Origin of the sequence: Amycolatopsis sp. NBC_00438 (assembly GCF_036026695.1) — a bacterium.
GTDB lineage: Bacteria > Actinomycetota > Actinomycetes > Mycobacteriales > Pseudonocardiaceae > Amycolatopsis.
Window position 1 is genome coordinate 8,639,354 of the sequence record NZ_CP107923.1, and the last position, 18,510, is coordinate 8,657,863.

Here is an 18,510-nt window from a genome sequence, read left to right on the forward strand (position 1 = left end):
CAACTATGGGACGCGGGGGCTCTCCGGTGCCCACCAGGGAGCAGACCCGGCCCGTCGAGGAGGTTCGGGCGTGGCCCTCGTGGTCCAGAAGTACGGCGGATCGTCGCTGGAAAGTGCCGACCGGATCAAGCGCGTCGCGGAACGGATCGTCGCCACCAAGAAGGCCGGCAACGACGTCGTCGTGGTCTGCTCGGCGATGGGTGACACCACCGACGAGCTGCTCGACCTGGCGCAGCAGGTCAATCCGGCGCCGCCGGAGCGGGAGATGGACATGCTGCTCACCGCCGGTGAGCGCATCTCGAACTCGCTGGTCGCCATGGCCATCGCGGCCCAGGGCGCCGAGGCGTGGTCGTTCACCGGCTCACAGGCCGGCGTCGTCACGACGTCCGTGCACGGCAACGCGCGCATCATCGACGTCACCCCGAGCCGGGTCACGGAGGCCCTCGAGCAGGGCTACGTCGCGCTGGTGGCGGGCTTCCAGGGCGTCGCGCAGGACACCAAGGACATCACCACGCTGGGCCGCGGCGGTTCGGACACCACCGCCGTCGCGCTGGCCGCCGCGCTCAACGCCGACGTCTGCGAGATCTACTCCGATGTGGACGGTGTGTACTCCGCCGACCCGCGGATCGTGCCGGACGCGAAGAAGCTCGACGTCATCCCCTACGAGGAGATGCTGGAGCTGGCCGCGAGCGGGTCGAAGATCCTGCACCTGCGGTCGGTTGAGTACGCGCGCCGCTACGGCGTCCCGATCCGAGTCCGTTCTTCCTACAGTGACAAGCCGGGCACCACGGTGACCGGTTCTATCGAGGAGATCCCCGTGGAACAAGCGCTGATCACCGGTGTCGCGCACGACCGCTCCGAAGCCAAGATCACGGTCACCGGCGTACCGGACCACGCCGGTGCCGCGGCCCGGATCTTCCGCGTGATCGCCGACGCCGAGATCGACATCGACATGGTGCTGCAGAACGTGTCGAGCACCGTCTCCGGCCGCACCGACATCACGTTCACGCTCTCGAAGGCCAACGGCGCCAAGGCCGTCAAGGAGCTGGAGAAGGTCAAGGCCGAAATCGGCTTCGAGTCCGTGCTCTACGACGACCACGTCGGCAAGGTCTCCCTGGTCGGCGCCGGGATGCGCTCGCACCCGGGTGTCACGGCGACGTTCTGCGAGGCGCTGGCCTCCTCCGGCGTCAACATCGAAATCATCAACACCTCCGAGATCCGCATTTCGGTGCTGATCCGGGACGCCCAGCTCGACGACGCCGTGCGCGCGATCCACGCCGCGTTCGAGCTCGGCGGCGACGAAGAAGCTGTGGTCTACGCGGGGAGTGGTCGCTGATGGCGGACGGGCTGCGGGTCGGGGTGGTCGGCGCGACCGGCCAGGTCGGCGCGGTGATGCGCAAGCTGCTGGCGGAGCGGGAGTTCCCGATCGCCGAGCTCCGGTACTTCGCCTCGTCGCGTTCGGCGGGGTCGAAGCTTCCTTGGCGTGACACGGAAATCACGATCGAAAACGCGTCGACGGCGGATCCGTCCGGTTTGGACATCGCGCTGTTCTCCGCGGGCGGCACGACGTCCAAGGCGCAGGCGCCGCGGTTCGCCGACGCCGGCGTCACGGTGATCGACAACTCCTCGGCGTTCCGGATGGACCCGGACGTGCCGCTGGTCGTCAGCGAGGTCAACCCGGAAGCCATCAAGGAAGCGCGGAAGGGGATCATCGCGAACCCCAACTGCACGACGATGGCCGCGATGCCGGTGCTCAAGCCGCTGCACGACGAAGCGGGCTTGGTCCGGCTGGTCGCGTCGACCTACCAGGCGGTGTCCGGCAGCGGGCTGGCCGGCGTCGACGAGCTGGCCGGTCAGGTTCGCGCAGGAGCGGAGCACGCCTCGCTGCTGACGCACGACGGCGCGGCGATCGACTTCCCCGCGCCGAACAAGTACGTCCGCCCGATCGCGTTCAACGTCCTGCCGATGGCGGGGTCCATTGTGGACGACGGCGAGCTCGAAACGGACGAAGAGAAGAAGTTCCGCAACGAGAGCCGCAAGATCCTGAGCATCCCGGGGCTGGGCGTGTCCTGCACCTGCGTGCGGGTCCCGGTGTTCTCGGGGCACTCTATCTCGGTGAACGCGGAGTTCGCACAGCCGCTGACGGTCGAGCGCGCGACGCAGCTGCTGAGCCACGCGCCGGGCGTCGAGCTGTCCGACGTCCCGACGCCCCTGCAGGCGGCGGGCAACGACCCGAGCTACGTCGGCCGCATCCGCGTCGACCAGGGAGTCGGGGGCGGCCGCGGGCTCGCGTTGTTCATCGCCAACGACAACCTCCGCAAGGGCGCGGCGCTCAACGCCGTGCAGATCGCGGAGCTGATCGCGCAGCAGTAGCTCGGACGACGTCGAAGGCCCCCTCAGTCGTCGAGGGGGCCTTCACGCGTCTCGGGTCGTGTTTCGGCAAGCCTGCGAACTGCTTGACGGGGTTCGCGGATCGCTTGACGTCGGTGTCGAAGTTCCGCACGTGGCCGCCGGAATTGGGCGACGGCTTCGTCGTGGCGACCGTCGCGGTGCAGCGCGTAAATGGCGTAACCGCGGTCTTCCCGGGCGCCTTCGCCGTCGAGCCGGGGCAACGCCAGGTCGAGGGCGTCCCGGACGTAGCGGCTTCGCCAGATCGGATTGCCCGCCATGGCCATCTCGAAAGCTCGCAGGAGCAACGGCGTCAGGGCCGCGGCCCCGTCGCGAAGTCGAGCAGCCGCTCTTCGGTGCCGTGCCATTTCGGGCTCCGGTAGCGCAGGGCGCGCTCGTGTCCGGGCCGGTGGGCGGGCGCGCGGACCAGATCCCCGTCGAAGGGCTGGTCACGGACGTTGAGCCCGATGGCGACGGAGACCAGGGACGCCCACGGTGTCGGATCCGTCTCGGCGAGTTCGGCCGCCCGCCAGGCGGCGGCCTCGGCGTGCTCCAGCAGCTGCACGAACGGCTGACGGCTGGTGTGCGCGGCGGCGGCGCTGCCTCGCCAGGGCTACGAGTCTGCGCCTGCACGACGGGCGGCGTCGGGATCGTCTTCCCGCTCGGCGAGCCAGTCCCGCAGCCGTTGGCGTTCGGTGATGGCCGTGAGCGGTTGATCCGGCACGGTCCCGAGCAGTGCGGGCGATAAGACCTGCGGTGGTTTCCGGCGCGACCAGGACAACACCAGTTTGTCCACAAGCGAAAGCCGCTGTGGACAACTCGGCGCCTGAAGCTCCGGTCGGCAGTTTTCGTCGGTAGCCGCCGATAGACTGGACAAGGGCACGCCCCCCAGGGAGGGCGGGGAGCTGCCCGGGGCGCGTTCCTCCACAGTGGACATCTGGAAATCACCTTGCTCGAATCCGCGCCACGGGGGACTCTGAGCCTCGCAAGCACTTCCAGGGGAGGAAATCATGTACACCGCCGTCGACGGCGCCCGCGTGCCGATCCGGATGTGGGCCGATCCCGCGTCCGTCGAAGACCAGGCCATGCGGCAGCTGCACAACGTCGCGAACCTGCCGTGGGTGCACGGGCTCGCGGTGATGCCCGACGTGCACTACGGCAAGGGCGCGACCGTCGGCAGCGTCATCGCCATGCGCGACGCCGTTTCGCCGGCCGCGGTCGGTGTCGACATCGGGTGCGGGATGAGCGCGGTGCGGACTTCGCTGACCGCGGCCGACCTGCCCGACGATCTCGGGAAGCTGCGCCGGCGCATCGAAAACGCCGTGCCGGTCGGGTTCGGGCTGCACAAGACGCCGGTGAACCCGGCGAAGGTGCACGGCGTCGGCGGCTGGGACGAGTTCTGGAAGGGCTTCGGCGAGCTGCACACCGGCGTCCAGGAGCTGCACGACCGGGCCGCGCGCCAGATCGGGAGCCTCGGCGGCGGGAACCACTTCATCGAGGTCTGCCTCGAGCAGGGTGGCGCCGACGAAGGCCGCGTGTGGCTGATGCTGCATTCGGGCTCGCGCAACATCGGCAAGGAGCTCGCGGAGCGGCACATGGCCGTCGCGCGGAAGCTGCCGCACAACGCCGACCTGCCCGACCGGGACCTCGCCGTGTTCGTCGCGGGGACGCCGGAGATGCAGGCCTACCGGCGCGACCTGTTCTGGGCGCAGGACTACGCGGCGCGCAACCGCGCCACGATGGTCGCGCTGGTGAAGCTGGCGCTGGCGGAGGTCGTGCCCGGCACGACCTTCGACGACGCGATCTCGTGCCACCACAACTACGTCGCCGAAGAGACCTACGACGGCGTCGAGCTGCTCGTCACCCGCAAGGGCGCGATCCGCGCCGGCTCGGGTGACCTGGGGATCATCCCGGGCAGCATGGGGACCGGTTCGTACATCGTGCGCGGGCTCGGCAACGAGTCGTCGTTCCAGTCGGCGTCGCACGGCGCCGGCCGCCGGATGTCGCGGACCAAGGCGAAGAAGCTGTACACCGCCGAGGACCTCGCGGCGCAGACGGCGGGCGTCGAATGCCGCAAGGACACCGGCGTCGTCGACGAGATCCCGGCGGCCTACAAGGACATCGACTCGGTCATCAAGGCCCAGACCGACCTGGTCGAGGTCGTCGCCCACCTCAAGCAGGTGGTCTGCGTCAAGGGCTGAGCGGTACCTTGGGTGATATGACCAGTTGGGGGAGGACGGCCGCGTCGCTGGCCGCGGCCGCACTGCTGTTGAGCGGGTGCGACCAGGTCGGTGACGCGGTCGACCAGGGCAGCAGGACGGCGGACAAGGTCGGCGCCTGCGCCGAGGCGCTCGGGCTGGCGGACCTGAATCCGCTGGTCGACCCGCAGAAGCTCAAGGAGCGGGCCGAGGACAAGGAACAGCGGCTGCGCGCCCTGGCCGGGAACGTCGCCGACCAGGACGTCAAGAACGCGCTGCTCGGCATGGCCGACTCCTACGTCGAGGTGCAGAAGGAACGCATCGAAGACGCCGGCGTCGTGGCCAGGTGGGCAAAGCGCAACGTCGCCAAGCTCGACGCGCTGCGCACCGCCTGCAGCTGACGCCCGCCGCGCTTCTGCGCACCTGCCTCCGAAGTCCGTGAAGGCCTCCTTGAGGGACTCAGAGTCCCTCAAGGAGGCCTTCACGGACTTGCGAGTGGGGCGGGGCGGCGGCGCTAGCAGGGGGTTTCGGCGAGCGCGGGTACCGGGGCCGGTTCGGGTGTGCGGCGCCGCCGCCACCGGATCAGGCCACCCGACGCGACCACCAGGCCGCCGAGGCCCGCCGCCGCGAAGCCCCAGGCCGGGCTCGAGTGGTCGATCGCGAAGCCGACCACCGGGCTGCCCACCGCGAGGCCGAGCCGGGTGAACGAGTCCTGCAGGCCCATCGCCTCGCCGCGCACCCGCGGCGGCGCGATCCGGCTGACCGTCTCGGTGGTCGCCGCCAGCGTCGGCGCGCAAAGCAGGTTCGTCGGGATCAGCACGAGCATCAGCAGCCACCACGGCTGTTCGGCTAGCCCGACCGGCACCACCAGCAGCGCGAGCAGCAGCATCAGCACGCCTTGGGGCAACGACCGCTTCACCGAGCCGTGCACGATGCCGCCGGCGATCGACGCGGCGCACATCACCGCGATGACCAGCCCGGTCACGCCGATGTCGCCGTGCTCGCGCAGGGTCGCGAGCGTCGCCAGCTCGGTGCCGACGAGCACGAACAACGCCCCCGCGGCGACCAAGAGCGTGCCCACCAGCCGGCCGGTCAGCCAGCTGCGCAGCGGCGGCCGGACCTCGGAAACCCCCGGCTCGACGGCGTCGCGGATCGGCGGGTTCACCAGCCAGATCAGGAACGCCGTGCCGCCGAACAGCACACCGAGGGCGCTGAGCGTCCACGTCGGCGAAAACGCGGTGATCGCCGCGATCCCGGCCGCGGGGCCGATCATGAACGTCGCCTCGATCGAGATGGTGTCGAGCGAGTACGCCGCCCGGCGCTCCTCGGCCGGGACGAGCGTGGCCAGGACCTGCCGGGCCAGTGAGCCCGCGGGCACCGAGAGCATCCCGGCCGGGACGGCGACCGCGGCGAGCGCCTCGAACGGCAGGTGCGGCGCGATGATCCAGAAGACCGTCGTGCCGATGCCGCAGACGGCGACGACCGGGCGCAGCCCGTACTTGTCGAAGGCGCGGCCGATTACCGGCGCGCCGAGGGCCATCCCGAGGGTGACGCCGGCGCCGACCAGCCCGGCGGCGCCGTACCCGCGGCCGAGCCCGGTGACGACGTACAGCGTCATTAGGACGCCGTTCATGGTCATCGGCAGCCGAGCCAGGAACATCAGGGCCATCGTCGAGGGGACGCGGGGGACGGAGAGCACCCGGCGGTAGGGCTGCAGAGGCACGCCTCGATGAGAACCCAAGGTGGTACGCGCGTGCAACTTATTTCTCGAGCCGGCCACCCCTGGCGCCCGAATATTTCGAGAGCTACTCTCATTTGGTAGTCACTACCAAATGGGGGTTGCTATGAATCAGCTGTATCCACGCAGGTGGTGGGCGCTCGGAGCGCTCGCGGTCAGCCTGTTGACCGTCGGTCTCGACCTGACCGTGCTGAACGTGGCCGTGCCGACACTGGCCGTCGACCTCGGCGCCACGACCACGCAACTGCAGTGGTTCGGCAACGCGTACACGCTGGCGCTGGCCGCGCTGCTGCTGCCGGCGGGCCTGCTCGGCGACCGGTTCGGGCCGAAGAAGCTGCTGCTCGGCGCGCTCGCGGTGTTCGGGCTGGCGTCGTTGTGGTGCGCCTACGCGGGTTCGCCCGGGGAGCTGATCGCCGCCCGGGTCGTGCTCGGCGCCGGCGCCGCGTTCCTGATCCCGCTGTCGCTCTCGCTGCTGAACATCCTGTTCCCGCCGGAGGAGCGGGCGAAAGCACTGACGACGTGGGTGCTGGCGACGTTCGTCGGCATCCCGCTCGGCCCGCTGCTCGGCGGCTGGCTGCTCGACCACTTCGCCTGGGGCTCGGTGTTCCTGATCAACGTCCCGCTGACCGCCGTCGGGGTGGTCGCGGTGCTGTTCCTGGTGCCGCTCACCCGCGGCTCCGGCCGGGGCGGGATCGACTACCCCGGCATCGCGCTGTCGGCGGCCGGGCTCGTCGCGCTCACCTACGGCTTCGTCCACGCGGGCGAGCACGGCTGGACCGACCCGGTCACCTATGGGCTGGTCGCGCTCGGCGCCGTGCTGCTCGCGGTGTTCTGCTGGACGCAGACGCGCGTGGCCGCGCCGCTCACCGATCTCGCGTTGTTCCGGGAGCCGCGGTTCGTCTGGGGCGCGGTGCTCGCGACCGTCGCGTCGTTCGCGTTGATGGGCCTGCTGTTCGTGCTGCCGCAGCTGTTCCAGGCGGTGCAGGGCGCCGACGCGCTGCAGACCGGCGTGCGGCTGCTGCCGCTGATCGGCGGCATGCTGATCTCGGCGAAGATCGCCGAACGGCTCGTCACCGCGTTCGGCGTCCGGGTGGTCGTCACGGGCGGGTTCGTGCTGCTCGCGGCCGGTCTGGGCTGGGGCTCGACGACGTCGGCCGCGTCCGGGTACGGCCTGACGATCGGCTGGGAGACCGTCATCGGCCTCGGCACCGGGTGCACGCTGCCGCCGCTGATGTCGATGGCGATGGGCGCCCTCACCGAGGGCCGCTCGGGGGCCGGTTCGGCGCTCATCCAGGTGCTGCGCCAGGTCGGCGGCACGATCGGCGTCGCGGTGCTCGGCACGGTCCTCAACGGCGTCTACCGCGACGGCGTGGACGTCCAGGGGCTGCCCGCACCGGTGGCCGCCGCGGCCCGCGGCAGCGCGTCCGCCGCGGTGGCCGTCGCCGGGAAGCTCCACCTGCCCGGGCTGGCCGACTCGGCGCGGGCCGCGTTCACCGACGGCATGGCGGCGACGCTGTGGGTCTGCGCCGGGCTCGGCGTGGCCGGCGCGCTGCTGGCGGTGGTTGTCCTGCCCGGGCGTGCGGTGGCCGCGGCCCAGCCGCGAGAATCGGAGCATGACGTCGTCGCCGGCTGAGCCCACGGGGTTGCGAGAGCGGAAGAAGGCCAAGACGCGGGCCGCGATCCAGCGGCACGCGTTGCGGCTGTTCCGGGAGCGGGGTTACGCGGCCACGACGGTCGACCAGATCGCGGCCGCCGCGGAGATCTCGCCGAGCACCTTCTTCCGGTACTTCCCGACGAAGGAGGCGACGGTCCTCTACGACGCCCTCGACCCGCTGATGGTCGAGGCCGCGCTGGCCCAGCCGCCCGAGCTGAGCGTGATCGGCGCGCTGCGGGCGACGTTGCGCGACGTCTACGAGGCGCTCCCGGAAGACGCCTGGCAGGACGAACGCGAACGGCAGCTGCTGGTCTTCAACGAGCCGGAGCTGCGTGCCCCGATGCTGGAGCAGTACGGCGCCGGCATCGACCTGCTCGCCGACCTCGCGGCCCGCCGCGTCGGCCGGTCCGCGACCGACTTCGAGGTGCGCAACTGGGCGGGCGCCGTGGTCGGCGTCGTGCTCGCGGCGTTCTACACCGCCGGCGGCGACCCGGACCTGCTCCTGAACTCACTCGACGAGGCTTTTGCGCACCTGGAGGCGGGCCTCCCGCTCTGAAGCATTTTCCGGTTCGTGCTCCCACCACGGGGAACGGCGTTTTCCGGCGCACCTTGTGGGTGGCGGTGCCGGCGTGAGGGACGCCCTTCTGGAGCAGTTGCGACACGCGGTCCCACGGAGTGATGAGGCCAGAAGATCACCGTTTACACCTGGATGAGTGGCCGAACTGTTCCATAGTGGACGGTCGTAACCCCTGGTGACAAACGGGATCGGTCCGGATGATCTTCAGGGGTATTGGCAAGGTTTCGGCGTTAATCAATTGCGGGCGAGTTCGCCGCTTCCGCATCCGGCACGTAAGGGTTGGAAAACGTCACCAACCGGTGAGAGGGTGGCTTATCTCCGATACGGCGGGTATCGCTTTAACCCGTCAGGTCTCCCGAGGCCAGGAGGTAAAAGGTATGAAAGGCAAGTTCGGGCGGTCCATCGCCCTGGTAGCCGCCGGCAGTCTGCTGGCAGTCGCGACGGCCGGTGTCGCCGCGGCGAGCCCGGACGGGGGCAAGGGTTCCTCCAGCACCCAGGCCCTCGCCGCACAGGTGCTGCAGATGCGTGACGACCTGACCAAGGTGGCTTACGCGGGCAACGTCGGCGCGACCCGGTCCGACCTGGGCCGGATGAGCCCGGTGATGTCGGACATCGCCGCCGGAAAGCGCTACACGATCCAGACCGACACCCAGCAGCTCGCCGGGCTGGCCAAGGGCCGCGCGGACGAGTCCGTCCGGCTCCTGACCGACCCGACGGCCAAGGCGCGCCAGCTGCCACCGCTGCCATTGCCGATCCCTTCGCTGCCGGACCTGCCGGGCCCGCTGAAGATCGTCAGCGACCTGGTGAAGGCCCTGCTGGGCGCGGTGACCGGCATTCTGGGCGGCCTGCTCGGCGGGCTCCCGGTGCCGCCGCTGCCGCTTCCGGTCCCGCCACTGCCCGCGGGCTGAGCAGGGCTATCGGAGAAACAGGGGGGCCCGGAGCCCGGCCGCGGACATTCCTCCGCGCCGGGCTCCGGGTCGTTTCCCGGTTCGCGCCGCCGTTCGGTTCGTTCCGGCGTCCTGGCGCGGTCTATCCCGCAGCGAATGCCTGCGCCGGGCGCAGAAGTGCCACTCGGTCGGCGGATGGCACGGCGCGGGCTATTCCGCGGCGGACGTGTGCGCCGCCAGAGGGAACGCCGCCGGTCGGCACCGCGTGGCAGGGTCAGGCCGACTCCAGCGCTTTGGCACGCGCTAGTTCGCGGCGGACGTTTGCGCCGGTCGTAGAAACGCTGCCGGGAGGCGCCGCGCGGGCGGGGCAGGTCGGTCCCAAGTGGACAGGCCCGGGCCGGGGTCAGTCGCGAATGGACAGACCTTGCCGCAACGCTCCCGCTGTCTCGGCGAGGGCCTCGCGGAAGCGGGTGCCCACGCCCGTGAAGTTGATGAAACCGTGGATCAGGTCCTCGTGTCGGCGCAGCGCGACCTCGACGCCGGCTTCGGCGAGCTTCTTCGCGTACGCCTCGCCTTCGTCGCGTAGCGGGTCGAACCCGGCCGTCACGACGAGGGCCGGGGGGAGGCCGCTCAGGTCTTCCGCGCGTAGCGGGGAGAGCCTGGGGTCGGTCAGGTCGCTGCCCTTCGGCACGTAATGGCCCTCGAACCACTTCATGTGCACGTCGGTGAGGAACAGGTTCTCGGCGAACAGGTCCTGCGAGCGGTAGCGCTGCGCGAAGTCCGTCGCCGGGTAGATCAGCAGCTGGAACGCCGGTGCCGGGCCGCCTCGCCGGACCGCCTGCTGGGCCGTCACCGCGGCCAGGTTGCCGCCCGCGCTGTCGCCGCCGACCGCGATGCGGGACGGGTCGGCGCCGAGGTCGTCCGCCTTGGCGTGGGCGAAGTCGAACGCCGCCAGGGCGTCGCCGGTGGCCGCCGGGAACGGGAACTCCGGGGCCAGCCGGTACTCGATCGACAGCACCCGCACCCCGGCGTGCTTGGCCAGGAAGCGGACGGCGTTGTCGTGGCTGGCGCGGGTGCCGACGACCCAGCCGCCGCCGTGGAAGAACACCAGGAGCGGCGACTTCTCGGGCAGCCCGACCGGCGTGTAGAGCGTCGCCGGCAAGTCGCCGTCGGGGGTCGGGACGGCGATCTCGCGCACCGAGACGGGTTCGATCGGCTTGCCGCTCACCAGGTGCCGGCCCACGTCGAGCAGGGCGCGGGAGCTGTCGACCGAGCCGCGGACCAGCTCCGCGCCGGCGAGCTTCTGCAGTCGCAGCAGCAGCTGGGCGTCGAGGGCGAGGTCTTGGCCGTCGATGCGCACCGGTCGGCCGGCCACCGCCCGCCGTACCGGCTCGGGCAGCCAGAACGCGAGCTGGGACGCGGCGGCCTGGACGCGGACCGGGAACGGGATCGCCATCGTTGCCTCCTGTGCATCGGTGCCGACCAGACGTTACTTGTCAGTAGGTAACAGGTCCAGTGGGACTTCGGGTGTGACCGGGACCTCCGTCCCAAACTCTGGTCCTCCAGTTAAGTGGAGGGGTTAGCCTGGAAGGCGTGACTCCAGCCAGGACGGTCAATGTGCTCGGGATCGGCGGCTCTCTGCGCGAGGGCTCGCAGTCCGAACGCGCGCTGCAGATCGCGCTCGACGCCGCGGCGGAAACCGGCGTCCGGACCAGGCTGCTCTCCGGCCCGGACCTGGTGCTGCCCTTCTACGACGCGGGCGAGCTGGAGCGCGACGAACGCGCGAAGACGCTCGTCGACGCCGTCCGCCACGCCGACGGGCTCATCGTCGTCTCGCCGGGCTACCACGGCGCGCTGTCCGGCCTGGTCAAGAACGCCCTGGACTACGTCGAGGACCTCCGCGACGACACCCGTCCCTACCTCGACGGCCGCGCGGTCGGCCTCGCCGCCGTCGCGTACGGCTGGCAGGCCGCGGTCACCACGCTCGAGCAGCTGCGCACGATCACGCACGCGTTGCGCGGCTGGGCCACCCCGCTGGGCGGTTCGATCAACTCGGCCGAGACCAAGTTCGACGACGGCGGTTGCGCGTCCGACGAGAAGAGCCTCCGCACGCTGCGGTTGATCGGCCGCCAGGTCGCCGAGTTCGCTGTGTCGCGCCACTCCTGACGTTTCGCCCGGGCGCCGCCGGGTAGCCGAAGCACGTGATGCCTGCCATGTAGGGGCACTGTTCCGCGGATGCGGGATGTTGTACCCGATGAGACGCTCGACGCCGAGCGTCCCCGAAAGAAGGCAGGCGAAGCATGGGTCAGGCGATCTACACCGCGGTGGCGACGGCGCGCGGAGACGGCCGCAACGGCGAGGTCACCTCGTCCGACGGCGTCATCGACGAGTCGCTGGCCATCCCGAAGGAGATGGGTGGCCCCGGCGGGGACAAGACGAACCCCGAACAGCTTTTCGCCGCCGGCTACTCGGCGTGCTTCCACAGCGCGCTGCAGTTGGTCGCGCGTCAGGCCAAGGTGCCGCTGCACGACACGACCGTCACCGCCGAGGTCAGCGTGCTCAAGCAGGACGTCGGGTTCGGTCTCGGCGTCGCGCTGAAGGTCTCGCTGCCGGGCGTCGACCAGGCCCAGGCCGACCAGCTGGTCGACCAGGCCCACCAGGTCTGCCCCTACTCCAACGCCACCCGCGGGAACATCGAGGTCGCGCTCTCCGCGACCGTCTGATCCCCGCCTCCGTCCGAGGAAAGGATCACCGCACATGACCACCTCTCCGATCAAGAGCCCGCTGTCCGACGCCGACAAGGAGATCACCGGCAACGCCCTCCAGGCGACGCTGGTCGACCTGGTCGACCTCTCCCTGATCGCCAAGCAGGCGCACTGGAACGTCGTCGGCGCGAACTTCCGCAGCGCGCACCTGCAGCTCGACGAGCTCGTGACCGCCGCGCGCGAGTACGTCGACCAGGTCGCCGAGCGGGCGAACGCCATCGGCGTCTCGCCGAACGGCAAGGCCAAGACCGTCGTCGAGAGCTCCGGCGTCCCCGACTACCCGGACAACTGGCAGTCGGTCGAGTCGACCGTCGCCGCGATCGTCGACATCCTCTCGGCCCTCGTCGAGCGGCTGCGCAAGCGCATCGACGAGACCGACAAGAGCGACCTCGTGACGCAGGACCTGCTGATCGAGATCACCCGTGCCCTCGAAGAGGCGCACTGGATGTGGCAGGCCCAGCAGGCCTGATCCTCGTCCCCGCGTACGGCCGGTTCCTCCGGGAGCCGGCCGTTTCGCGCGCTCAGTGGTGGAACGCCGTCGCCTTGGCCGGGTCCTTGGGCCGCCCTCCTTCCTTCGCCAGTTCCGCGACGACCCGGGCCACGTCGGCCAGCAGCAGGTCCGCCAGGTCGTGCGTGAAGCCGTTGCGGACCACGATCCGGAGCACCGCCAGGTCCGTGCGGTTGTCCGGGAACGTGTACGCCGGCACCAGCCAGCCGCGCTCGCGCAGACGGCGGGACACGTCGAAGACGTCGAAGTTCACGCCGGGCCCGGTGGTGACCGCGAACACCGGCAGCTGGTCGCCGCGGGTCAGCAGCTCGAACGGGCCGAGATCGGCGATGCCGGCCGACAAGTGCGTCGCCACGTCACGCGAGGCCTGTTGCACCGCGCGGAATCCGTCCCGGCCGAGTCGCACGAACGTGTAGTACTGCGCCGCGACTTCGGCGCCGGGGCGGGAGAAGTTCAACGCGAACGTCGGCATGTCGCCGCCCAGGTAGTTGACGTTGAACACCAGCTCCGACGGCAGCGCCTCCTTGTTCCGCCAGATCACCCAGCCCACCCCCGGGTACACCAGCCCGTACTTGTGGCCGGACGTGTTGATCGACGCCACCCGCGGCAGCCGGAAGTCCCACTCCAGCTCCGGGTCGAGGAACGGCGCGATCATCGCGCCGGACGCGCCGTCGACGTGCACCGGGATGTCCCAGCCCGTGCGCTTCTGCAGCGCGTCGAGCGCCGCCGCGATCTCCGCCACCGGCTCGTAGCTGCCGTCGAACGTCGAGCCGAGGATCGCCACGACGCCGATCGTGTTCTCGTCGCAGCGCGCGACCGCTTCCTCGGCGGAGAGGTGGTACCGGTCACCCTCCATCGGCACCAGCCGCGGCTCGACCTCCCAGTACTCGCAGAACTTCTCCCAGCACACCTGGACGTTCACGCCCATCACGAGGTTCGGCTTCCCGGTGCGGCCGAGCTTGGACCAGCGCCGTTTCAACGCCATCCCGGCGAGCATGCAGGCCTCGGACGACCCGGTCGTCGAGCAGCCCATGATGTCGGTGAGGTCGGGCGCGTGCCACAGGTCGGCGAGGATGTTCACGCAGCGCCGCTCCAGCTCGGCGGTCTGCGGGTACTCGTCCTTGTCGATCATGTTCTTGTCGACGCACTCGGCCATCAGCTCACGCGCCTGCGGCTCCATCCACGTCGTGACGAACGTGGCGAGGTTCAGCCGCGCGTTGCCGTCGAGCATCAGCTCGTCCCGCACTAGCTGCAGCGCCGTGTCCGGTGGCAGGGACGTGTCGAGCAGCTTGTCGTGCGGCATGACGAAGCCCGCCGCGAGCGCCGGGTTCGCTCCGGCGTACATCGGATTCGTGCCGCCGACGCGGTCCGGGCGGTCGGTTTTTCCCTGGTGCAGAACCATGAAACCGACGGTAGCGCCATCTGCCGACAGCCGCGTGTGCGAACGGTCGGTCCCGGTCCGAAAGAGACCGGAACCGACCTTTCGCGGCAAAAGTCAGGCCCGGAAACCGCGTGATCGGACCCGGGACTCGCGTGAGTTACGGGGTCAATGCCAGGACTTGGCCCGGGCGTACTGGTTCGGCCACGGCACGTCGGCGTCGAGGACGTTCGCCGCGCGCAGCGGCCAGTGCGGGTCGCGCAGCAGGGCGCGGGCCAGGAACACCGCGTCCGCCGAACCCGACGCCACGATCTCCTCCGCCTGCTCCGGGTCCGTGATCATGCCCACCGCGCCGGTCGGCAGGCCCGCCTCGGTGCGGATCCGGGCGGCGAACGGGACCTGGTAACCCGGGCCGACCGGGATGTCCGGGTTCGGGGTGTTGCCACCCGAGGACGCGTCGATCAGGTCGACGCCCCGCTCGGCCAGGAGCTTCGTGAGACGCACCGAGTCCTCGATCGTCCAGCCGCCCTCGGTCCAGTCCGACGACGACAGCCGCGCGAACAGCGGCACGGACGAACCCACCTCGGCGCGGACCGCGTCGGTGATCTCCAGCGCCAGCCGGGTGCGGCCCTCGAAGTCGCCGCCGTAGCGGTCCGTGCGGGAGTTGGACAGCGGGGACAGGAACTGGTGCACCAGGTAGCCGTGCGCGAAGTGCAGCTCGAGCAGGTCGAAGCCGGCGTCCAGGGCACGGCGGGCACCTGCGGCGAACGCCTGCGGGAGCGCGCTCACCTCGTCCGTCGCGAGCGGCCGCGCCGGGGCGTACGGGCCGAACGACTGCCGGTCGGCGCCGACGCTCTGCCAGCCCCCGTCCGCGGAGGCGACGCTGCCCGAGCCCTCCCACGGGCGCTTCGTGGAACCCTTGCGGCCCGCGTGGGCCAGCTGCATGCCGATCGCCGTGCCCTGGGCGTGCACGAAGCCGACGATCCGGCGCCACGCGTCGGCATGGGCTTCGCTCCAGATGCCGGTGTCCTGCGGGCTGATCCGGCCCTCCGGGGTGACGGCGGTCGCCTCGGTCAGCACCAGGCCGGCGCCGCCGGTGGCGAACTGGCCCAGGTGGACGAGGTGCCAGTCGCCTGGCAGGCCGTCGGTCGCGGAGTACTGGCACATCGGGGACACCCACGCGCGGTTCGGCAGCGTCAGGCTGCGGACCGTGATCGGGCTGAAGAGTCGGCTCACCTCTCGATCAACGACACGTGCCCGCGGTCTCTTCCCGTCGCCGACGCGGGTACCGGCGAGTAGCGTCACACCCATGGGTGTCGCTGCAGACGAACGCCAGGCGTTGAGCTCGCTCTTCGAAGACCTCGGGCCCGACGCGCCGACTTTGTGCGAAGGGTGGACGACGCGGGATCTCGCCGCGCACCTCGTCGTGCGCGAGCACCGGATCGACGCCGCGCCGGGCATCGCCGTGCCCGCGCTCGCCGGGTACACGAAAAAGGTCCAGGACCGCTACGCCGCGAAGCCGTGGGCGAGCCTCGTCGACCAGGTGCGCCAGGGGCCGTCGAAGTTCTGGCCCACCTCGATCGGCCCGCTCGACGAGCTGACCAACGGCGCCGAGTTCCTCGTACACCACGAGGACGTCCGCCGCGCGCAGCCGGACTGGAAGCCGCGGCCCGCCGATCCGGCCCGGGACGCCACCGCGTGGCGCTCGGCGAAGGGCGCCGCGAAGCTCAACCTCCGCAAGTCGCCGGTCGGCGTCACGCTCCGGACCGCCGACGGCCGCGAGGCCGCGGTCAAAACCGGGCCCGACCCCGTGACGGTCGTCGGGGACCCGGTCGACCTGCTGCTGTTCGTGTTCGGCCGGGACGCCGTGAACCTGGACTTCCAGGGCGACCCGGCCGCGGTCACGAAGCTTCAGGCGGTGAAACGGGGCCTCTGAGCGCCCGGTTCACCCACCGCCCCGCCGGCAGCGCGACGACGATCGCGGCCAGCACCAGGTGCACGGCCATGAACGCCACCGCGGCGGGCACACTCGGCGGCCCGCCAAGGAACACGATCATGTGTGACGCCCACTTCAGCTCGGTCGGTTTCGTGCCCGCCGCCCAGACGTCGTTGAGCGCCCAGAACGTCAGGTCGTTGACGCCCGAGATGACGACCAGGATCGACGCGACGCCGGCCTTGAGCACGTTCACCGTCCGGCCGCCGCCGAGGCGGTAGGCCAGCAGCGCGAACAGCACGATGAACGTCGTCACGAACAGCTCGAACTGGTACACCGGCTGGAACGCGTCGTCGTTCGTCGCCGCGTCGCGGGCGAACGCCTGGACCCGCATCACCAGTTCGGTGTCCAAATAGGACATGTAGACGAAAACGGCGAACACGATCAGGGCCGGGCCCAGCTTCGTGCGCGGGAACAGCGAAACCGTGAGCACCGCGAACAGGAACGGGCACAGCTTGAACGCCCAGTCGCCGACGTTGTCCAGCGTCTGGTCCGGCGGCAGCACCACCATGATCAGCAGCGTGGTCACCACGGCCGGCACGGCGGCGGCCAGCCACAGCCACCGCCGTTGCCGGTAGAGCGCGCCGATCCAGTTCGGCGCTTCGACTGCAGGTGCGATCACAGTTCCTTCTCCACCCAGAACGGACCGAGGGCCAGCGCGTCGACGTCGGTCTTCAGGTAACACGCGATGGCGTCGGCCGGGCTTGCCACGATCGGCTCGTTGTTGTCGTTGAACGACGTGTTGACGACCATCGGCACGCCGGTCAGCTTCTCGAATTCGCTGATCATCTTGTAGTACAGCGGATTGTCCGCCACGCTGACCGTCTGCACGCGCGCGGTCCCGTCGACGTGGGTGATCGCGGGCACTTCGTCCCGCTTGTCCGGCAGGACGTCGAACACCAGCAGCATCACCGGCGACGGGTAGTCGCTGACGAAGTACTCGCCCGCGCGCTCGGCCAGGCACGAGGGCGCGAACGGCCGGAACGCCTCGCGGTGCTTGACCTTCTCGTTCATCCGCGTCTTCGACTCCGGGTCGCGCGGGTCGGCGACGAGCGAACGGTTGCCCAGCGCCCGCGGCCCGCACTCCATCCGGCCCTGCACCCAGCCGACGATCTTCCCGTCGGCGATCTTGGCGGCGGTGTGCGCGGCGATGTCGTCGACGCGGGTGTACTCGACGCCGGCGTCCTGCAGCGCCACCTCCATCTCGGCCTCGGTGTAGTCCGGGCCGGTGTAGGTGTAGCCGTCCCGCGGGCGCGGCTTGCCGTACTTGCCGACCGACACCTCCAGGGCCGCGCCGAGCGCGCAGCCGTCGTCGGCCGCCGCGGGCTGGGCGAAGAAGTCCTCGAACGGCGTCTCCAGCAGGATCCGGCCGTTCATGACGCTGTTGAGCGCGACGCCGCCGGCGACGCACAGCCGCTTCGAACCGGTCTCGCGCTGCAGCCACCGCGCCAGGTGCAGGCCGGCTTCCTCCAGCGTCACCTGCAGCGCGTACGCGATGTCGCAGTAGTGCTGGGGAACGGGATTCGCCGCCGTGACGCGGGTCTTCGGCCGCGCCGGGCCGAAGGTGTCGCTGAACTTCTTCGCCATCACGTGCTTGCCGGTGCGGTGGTGGGCGAACCAGCTCAGGTCCAGTTCGAAGCCGCCGTCGTCGTCGAGGTGGATGAGCTGCTTGAACGCGTCGACGTAGGTGTCCTCGCCCAGCGGCGCGAGGCCCATGATCTTGCCCTCGTCGCGGGTCGGGTAGAAGCCGAGGTAGCCGGTGACGCCGGCGTACATCGCGCCGAGGGAGTGCGGGAACTTGATGCGCCGCAGGTCGACGATCTTGTTGCCGCGGCCGTGCGCCAGGTACGTCGCGGTGCCGTCGCTGCCGATGCCGTCGAAGGTGAGGACGGCCGACTCGTCCCACGGCGAGATGAAGTAGCCGCTGGCCGCGTGCGCGCGGTGGTGGTCGACGAGGTGCGTCTTGAACTTCGTCGGGCCGGTCCACTCGACGGCGTCCTTGACGTCCTGCTCCAGCGTGTAGGACCGCTTGATGTGCGCCAGGACCGCGCCGCCGACGTGGTAGTCGTCGTGGCCCGAGCCGCCGCCGGTCATGAAGGTGTCGACCATGCCCGCCGAGCGGCCGCCTTCGTCGCCGTTGGTGTTGCGGAAGACGTCCAGCGTGCCCGGGAAGTAGCGCGCGAACACCTTGGCCGCGTGGATCCCTTCCTTCCAGCGCTGCCAGTAGTAGGCGACGTGGTCGACGTCGGCCAGGGTGATCCCGGCGCGCTCCAGGCAGAACTTGATGGCTTCGGCGGGGAAGTCGCCGTCGTGCTTCTTGCGGGTGAAGCGTTCCTCCTCGGCGAAGGCGATGATCTCGCCGTCGCGCACGAGTGCCGCCGCCGAGTCGTGGACCCTGCTGATGCCCAGTACGTACATGATTCT

Annotated in this window: 19 protein-coding genes; 11 read left to right on the forward strand and 8 right to left on the reverse strand. The window is 70.4% G+C overall.

Annotated features, from left to right (window positions below; genetic code table 11):
- Positions 1-70 precede the first annotated feature (70 nt).
- Together OG494_RS39640 and OG494_RS39645 are read left to right on the forward strand one after the other, a co-directional pair.
- Complete coding sequence (locus OG494_RS39640) at positions 71-1,336, forward strand: aspartate kinase (protein WP_326945025.1); 1,266 nt, start codon at positions 71-73, stop codon at positions 1,334-1,336.
- Positions 1,336-2,373, forward strand: a complete 1,038-nt coding sequence (locus OG494_RS39645) for an aspartate-semialdehyde dehydrogenase (protein WP_328447611.1) — start codon at positions 1,336-1,338, stop codon at positions 2,371-2,373. Before OG494_RS39640 ends, OG494_RS39645 begins: the two co-directional genes overlap by 1 nt.
- 23 nt (positions 2,374-2,396) lie before the next feature.
- Here OG494_RS39645 and OG494_RS39650 read toward each other — a convergent pair whose 3' ends face one another.
- Both OG494_RS39650 and OG494_RS39655 read right to left on the reverse strand, forming a co-directional pair.
- Positions 2,397-2,675, reverse strand: coding sequence for a hypothetical protein (locus OG494_RS39650; RefSeq protein WP_328447613.1), 279 nt, complete (start codon positions 2,673-2,675; stop codon positions 2,397-2,399).
- A 26-nt stretch (positions 2,676-2,701) separates the two neighbouring features.
- The gene (locus OG494_RS39655; RefSeq protein ID WP_328447615.1) at positions 2,702-2,953 is read right to left on the reverse strand and encodes a hypothetical protein; all 252 of its coding nucleotides are present in this window, start codon (positions 2,951-2,953) and stop codon (positions 2,702-2,704) included.
- A 445-nt stretch (positions 2,954-3,398) separates the two neighbouring features.
- Between OG494_RS39655 and OG494_RS39660 the strand changes: the two genes are divergently transcribed.
- Positions 3,399-4,589, forward strand: a complete 1,191-nt coding sequence (locus tag OG494_RS39660; RefSeq protein ID WP_328447617.1) for an RtcB family protein — start codon at positions 3,399-3,401, stop codon at positions 4,587-4,589.
- 17 nt (positions 4,590-4,606) lie between these two features.
- The gene (locus tag OG494_RS39665) at positions 4,607-4,987 is read left to right on the forward strand and encodes a hypothetical protein (protein WP_328447619.1); all 381 of its coding nucleotides are present in this window, start codon (positions 4,607-4,609) and stop codon (positions 4,985-4,987) included.
- A 113-nt stretch (positions 4,988-5,100) separates the two neighbouring features.
- Here OG494_RS39665 and OG494_RS39670 read toward each other — a convergent pair whose 3' ends face one another.
- Entirely contained in the window at positions 5,101-6,246 is a 1,146-nt protein-coding gene (locus OG494_RS39670) for an MFS transporter (RefSeq protein ID WP_328459165.1), read from the reverse strand.
- Between the two features lie 184 nt (positions 6,247-6,430).
- On the opposite strand from OG494_RS39670, the gene OG494_RS39675 reads away from it, so the two are divergent.
- From OG494_RS39675 to OG494_RS39685, 3 genes are all read left to right on the forward strand, one after another.
- Positions 6,431-7,957, forward strand: a complete 1,527-nt coding sequence (locus OG494_RS39675; protein WP_328447621.1) for a DHA2 family efflux MFS transporter permease subunit — start codon at positions 6,431-6,433, stop codon at positions 7,955-7,957.
- Positions 7,938-8,534 (forward strand): acyl-CoA-like ligand-binding transcription factor, encoded by a 597-nt coding sequence (locus OG494_RS39680; RefSeq protein ID WP_328447623.1) that lies wholly within the window; start codon positions 7,938-7,940, stop codon positions 8,532-8,534. The genes OG494_RS39675 and OG494_RS39680 overlap by 20 nt, the downstream gene beginning before the upstream one ends.
- A gap of 398 nt (positions 8,535-8,932) precedes the next feature.
- Positions 8,933-9,463 (forward strand): hypothetical protein, encoded by a 531-nt coding sequence (locus tag OG494_RS39685; protein ID WP_328447625.1) that lies wholly within the window; start codon positions 8,933-8,935, stop codon positions 9,461-9,463.
- Positions 9,464-9,845: 382 nt separating this feature from the next.
- On the opposite strand, the gene OG494_RS39690 is transcribed toward OG494_RS39685, so the two are convergent.
- Entirely contained in the window at positions 9,846-10,898 is a 1,053-nt protein-coding gene (locus OG494_RS39690; protein ID WP_328447626.1) for an alpha/beta hydrolase, read from the reverse strand.
- 161 nt (positions 10,899-11,059) lie between these two features.
- On the opposite strand from OG494_RS39690, the gene OG494_RS39695 reads away from it, so the two are divergent.
- From OG494_RS39695 to OG494_RS39705, 3 genes are all read left to right on the forward strand, one after another.
- A complete protein-coding gene (locus OG494_RS39695) occupies positions 11,060-11,608 on the forward strand; it encodes an NADPH-dependent FMN reductase (protein ID WP_442874524.1) in 549 nt (182 codons plus the stop codon).
- A 134-nt stretch (positions 11,609-11,742) separates the two neighbouring features.
- Positions 11,743-12,165, forward strand: coding sequence for an organic hydroperoxide resistance protein (locus tag OG494_RS39700; RefSeq protein WP_328447628.1), 423 nt, complete (start codon positions 11,743-11,745; stop codon positions 12,163-12,165).
- 34 nt (positions 12,166-12,199) lie between these two features.
- Positions 12,200-12,676 carry a Dps family protein gene (locus OG494_RS39705; protein WP_328447630.1) on the forward strand — a complete coding sequence of 159 codons (477 nt, stop codon included), beginning with the start codon at positions 12,200-12,202 and terminating at the stop codon, positions 12,674-12,676.
- 52 nt (positions 12,677-12,728) lie between these two features.
- Here OG494_RS39705 and OG494_RS39710 read toward each other — a convergent pair whose 3' ends face one another.
- Positions 12,729-14,117, reverse strand: coding sequence for a glutamate decarboxylase (locus tag OG494_RS39710; protein ID WP_328447632.1), 1,389 nt, complete (start codon positions 14,115-14,117; stop codon positions 12,729-12,731).
- 144 nt (positions 14,118-14,261) lie between these two features.
- Entirely contained in the window at positions 14,262-15,329 is a 1,068-nt protein-coding gene (locus OG494_RS39715) for an NADH:flavin oxidoreductase/NADH oxidase (protein ID WP_328447633.1), read from the reverse strand.
- Positions 15,330-15,402: 73 nt separating this feature from the next.
- Between OG494_RS39715 and OG494_RS39720 the strand changes: the two genes are divergently transcribed.
- Positions 15,403-16,029, forward strand: a complete 627-nt coding sequence (locus OG494_RS39720) for a TIGR03085 family metal-binding protein (protein WP_328447634.1) — start codon at positions 15,403-15,405, stop codon at positions 16,027-16,029.
- Here OG494_RS39720 and OG494_RS39725 read toward each other — a convergent pair.
- Positions 15,995-16,708, reverse strand: coding sequence for a hypothetical protein (locus OG494_RS39725; RefSeq protein WP_328447636.1), 714 nt, complete (start codon positions 16,706-16,708; stop codon positions 15,995-15,997). The two genes, OG494_RS39720 and OG494_RS39725, sit on opposite strands and share 35 nt — an antisense overlap.
- The gene (locus OG494_RS39730) at positions 16,705-18,504 is read right to left on the reverse strand and encodes a carbamoyltransferase family protein (protein WP_328447638.1); all 1,800 of its coding nucleotides are present in this window, start codon (positions 18,502-18,504) and stop codon (positions 16,705-16,707) included. The genes OG494_RS39725 and OG494_RS39730 overlap by 4 nt, the downstream gene beginning before the upstream one ends.
- Positions 18,505-18,510: the final 6 nt, after the last annotated feature.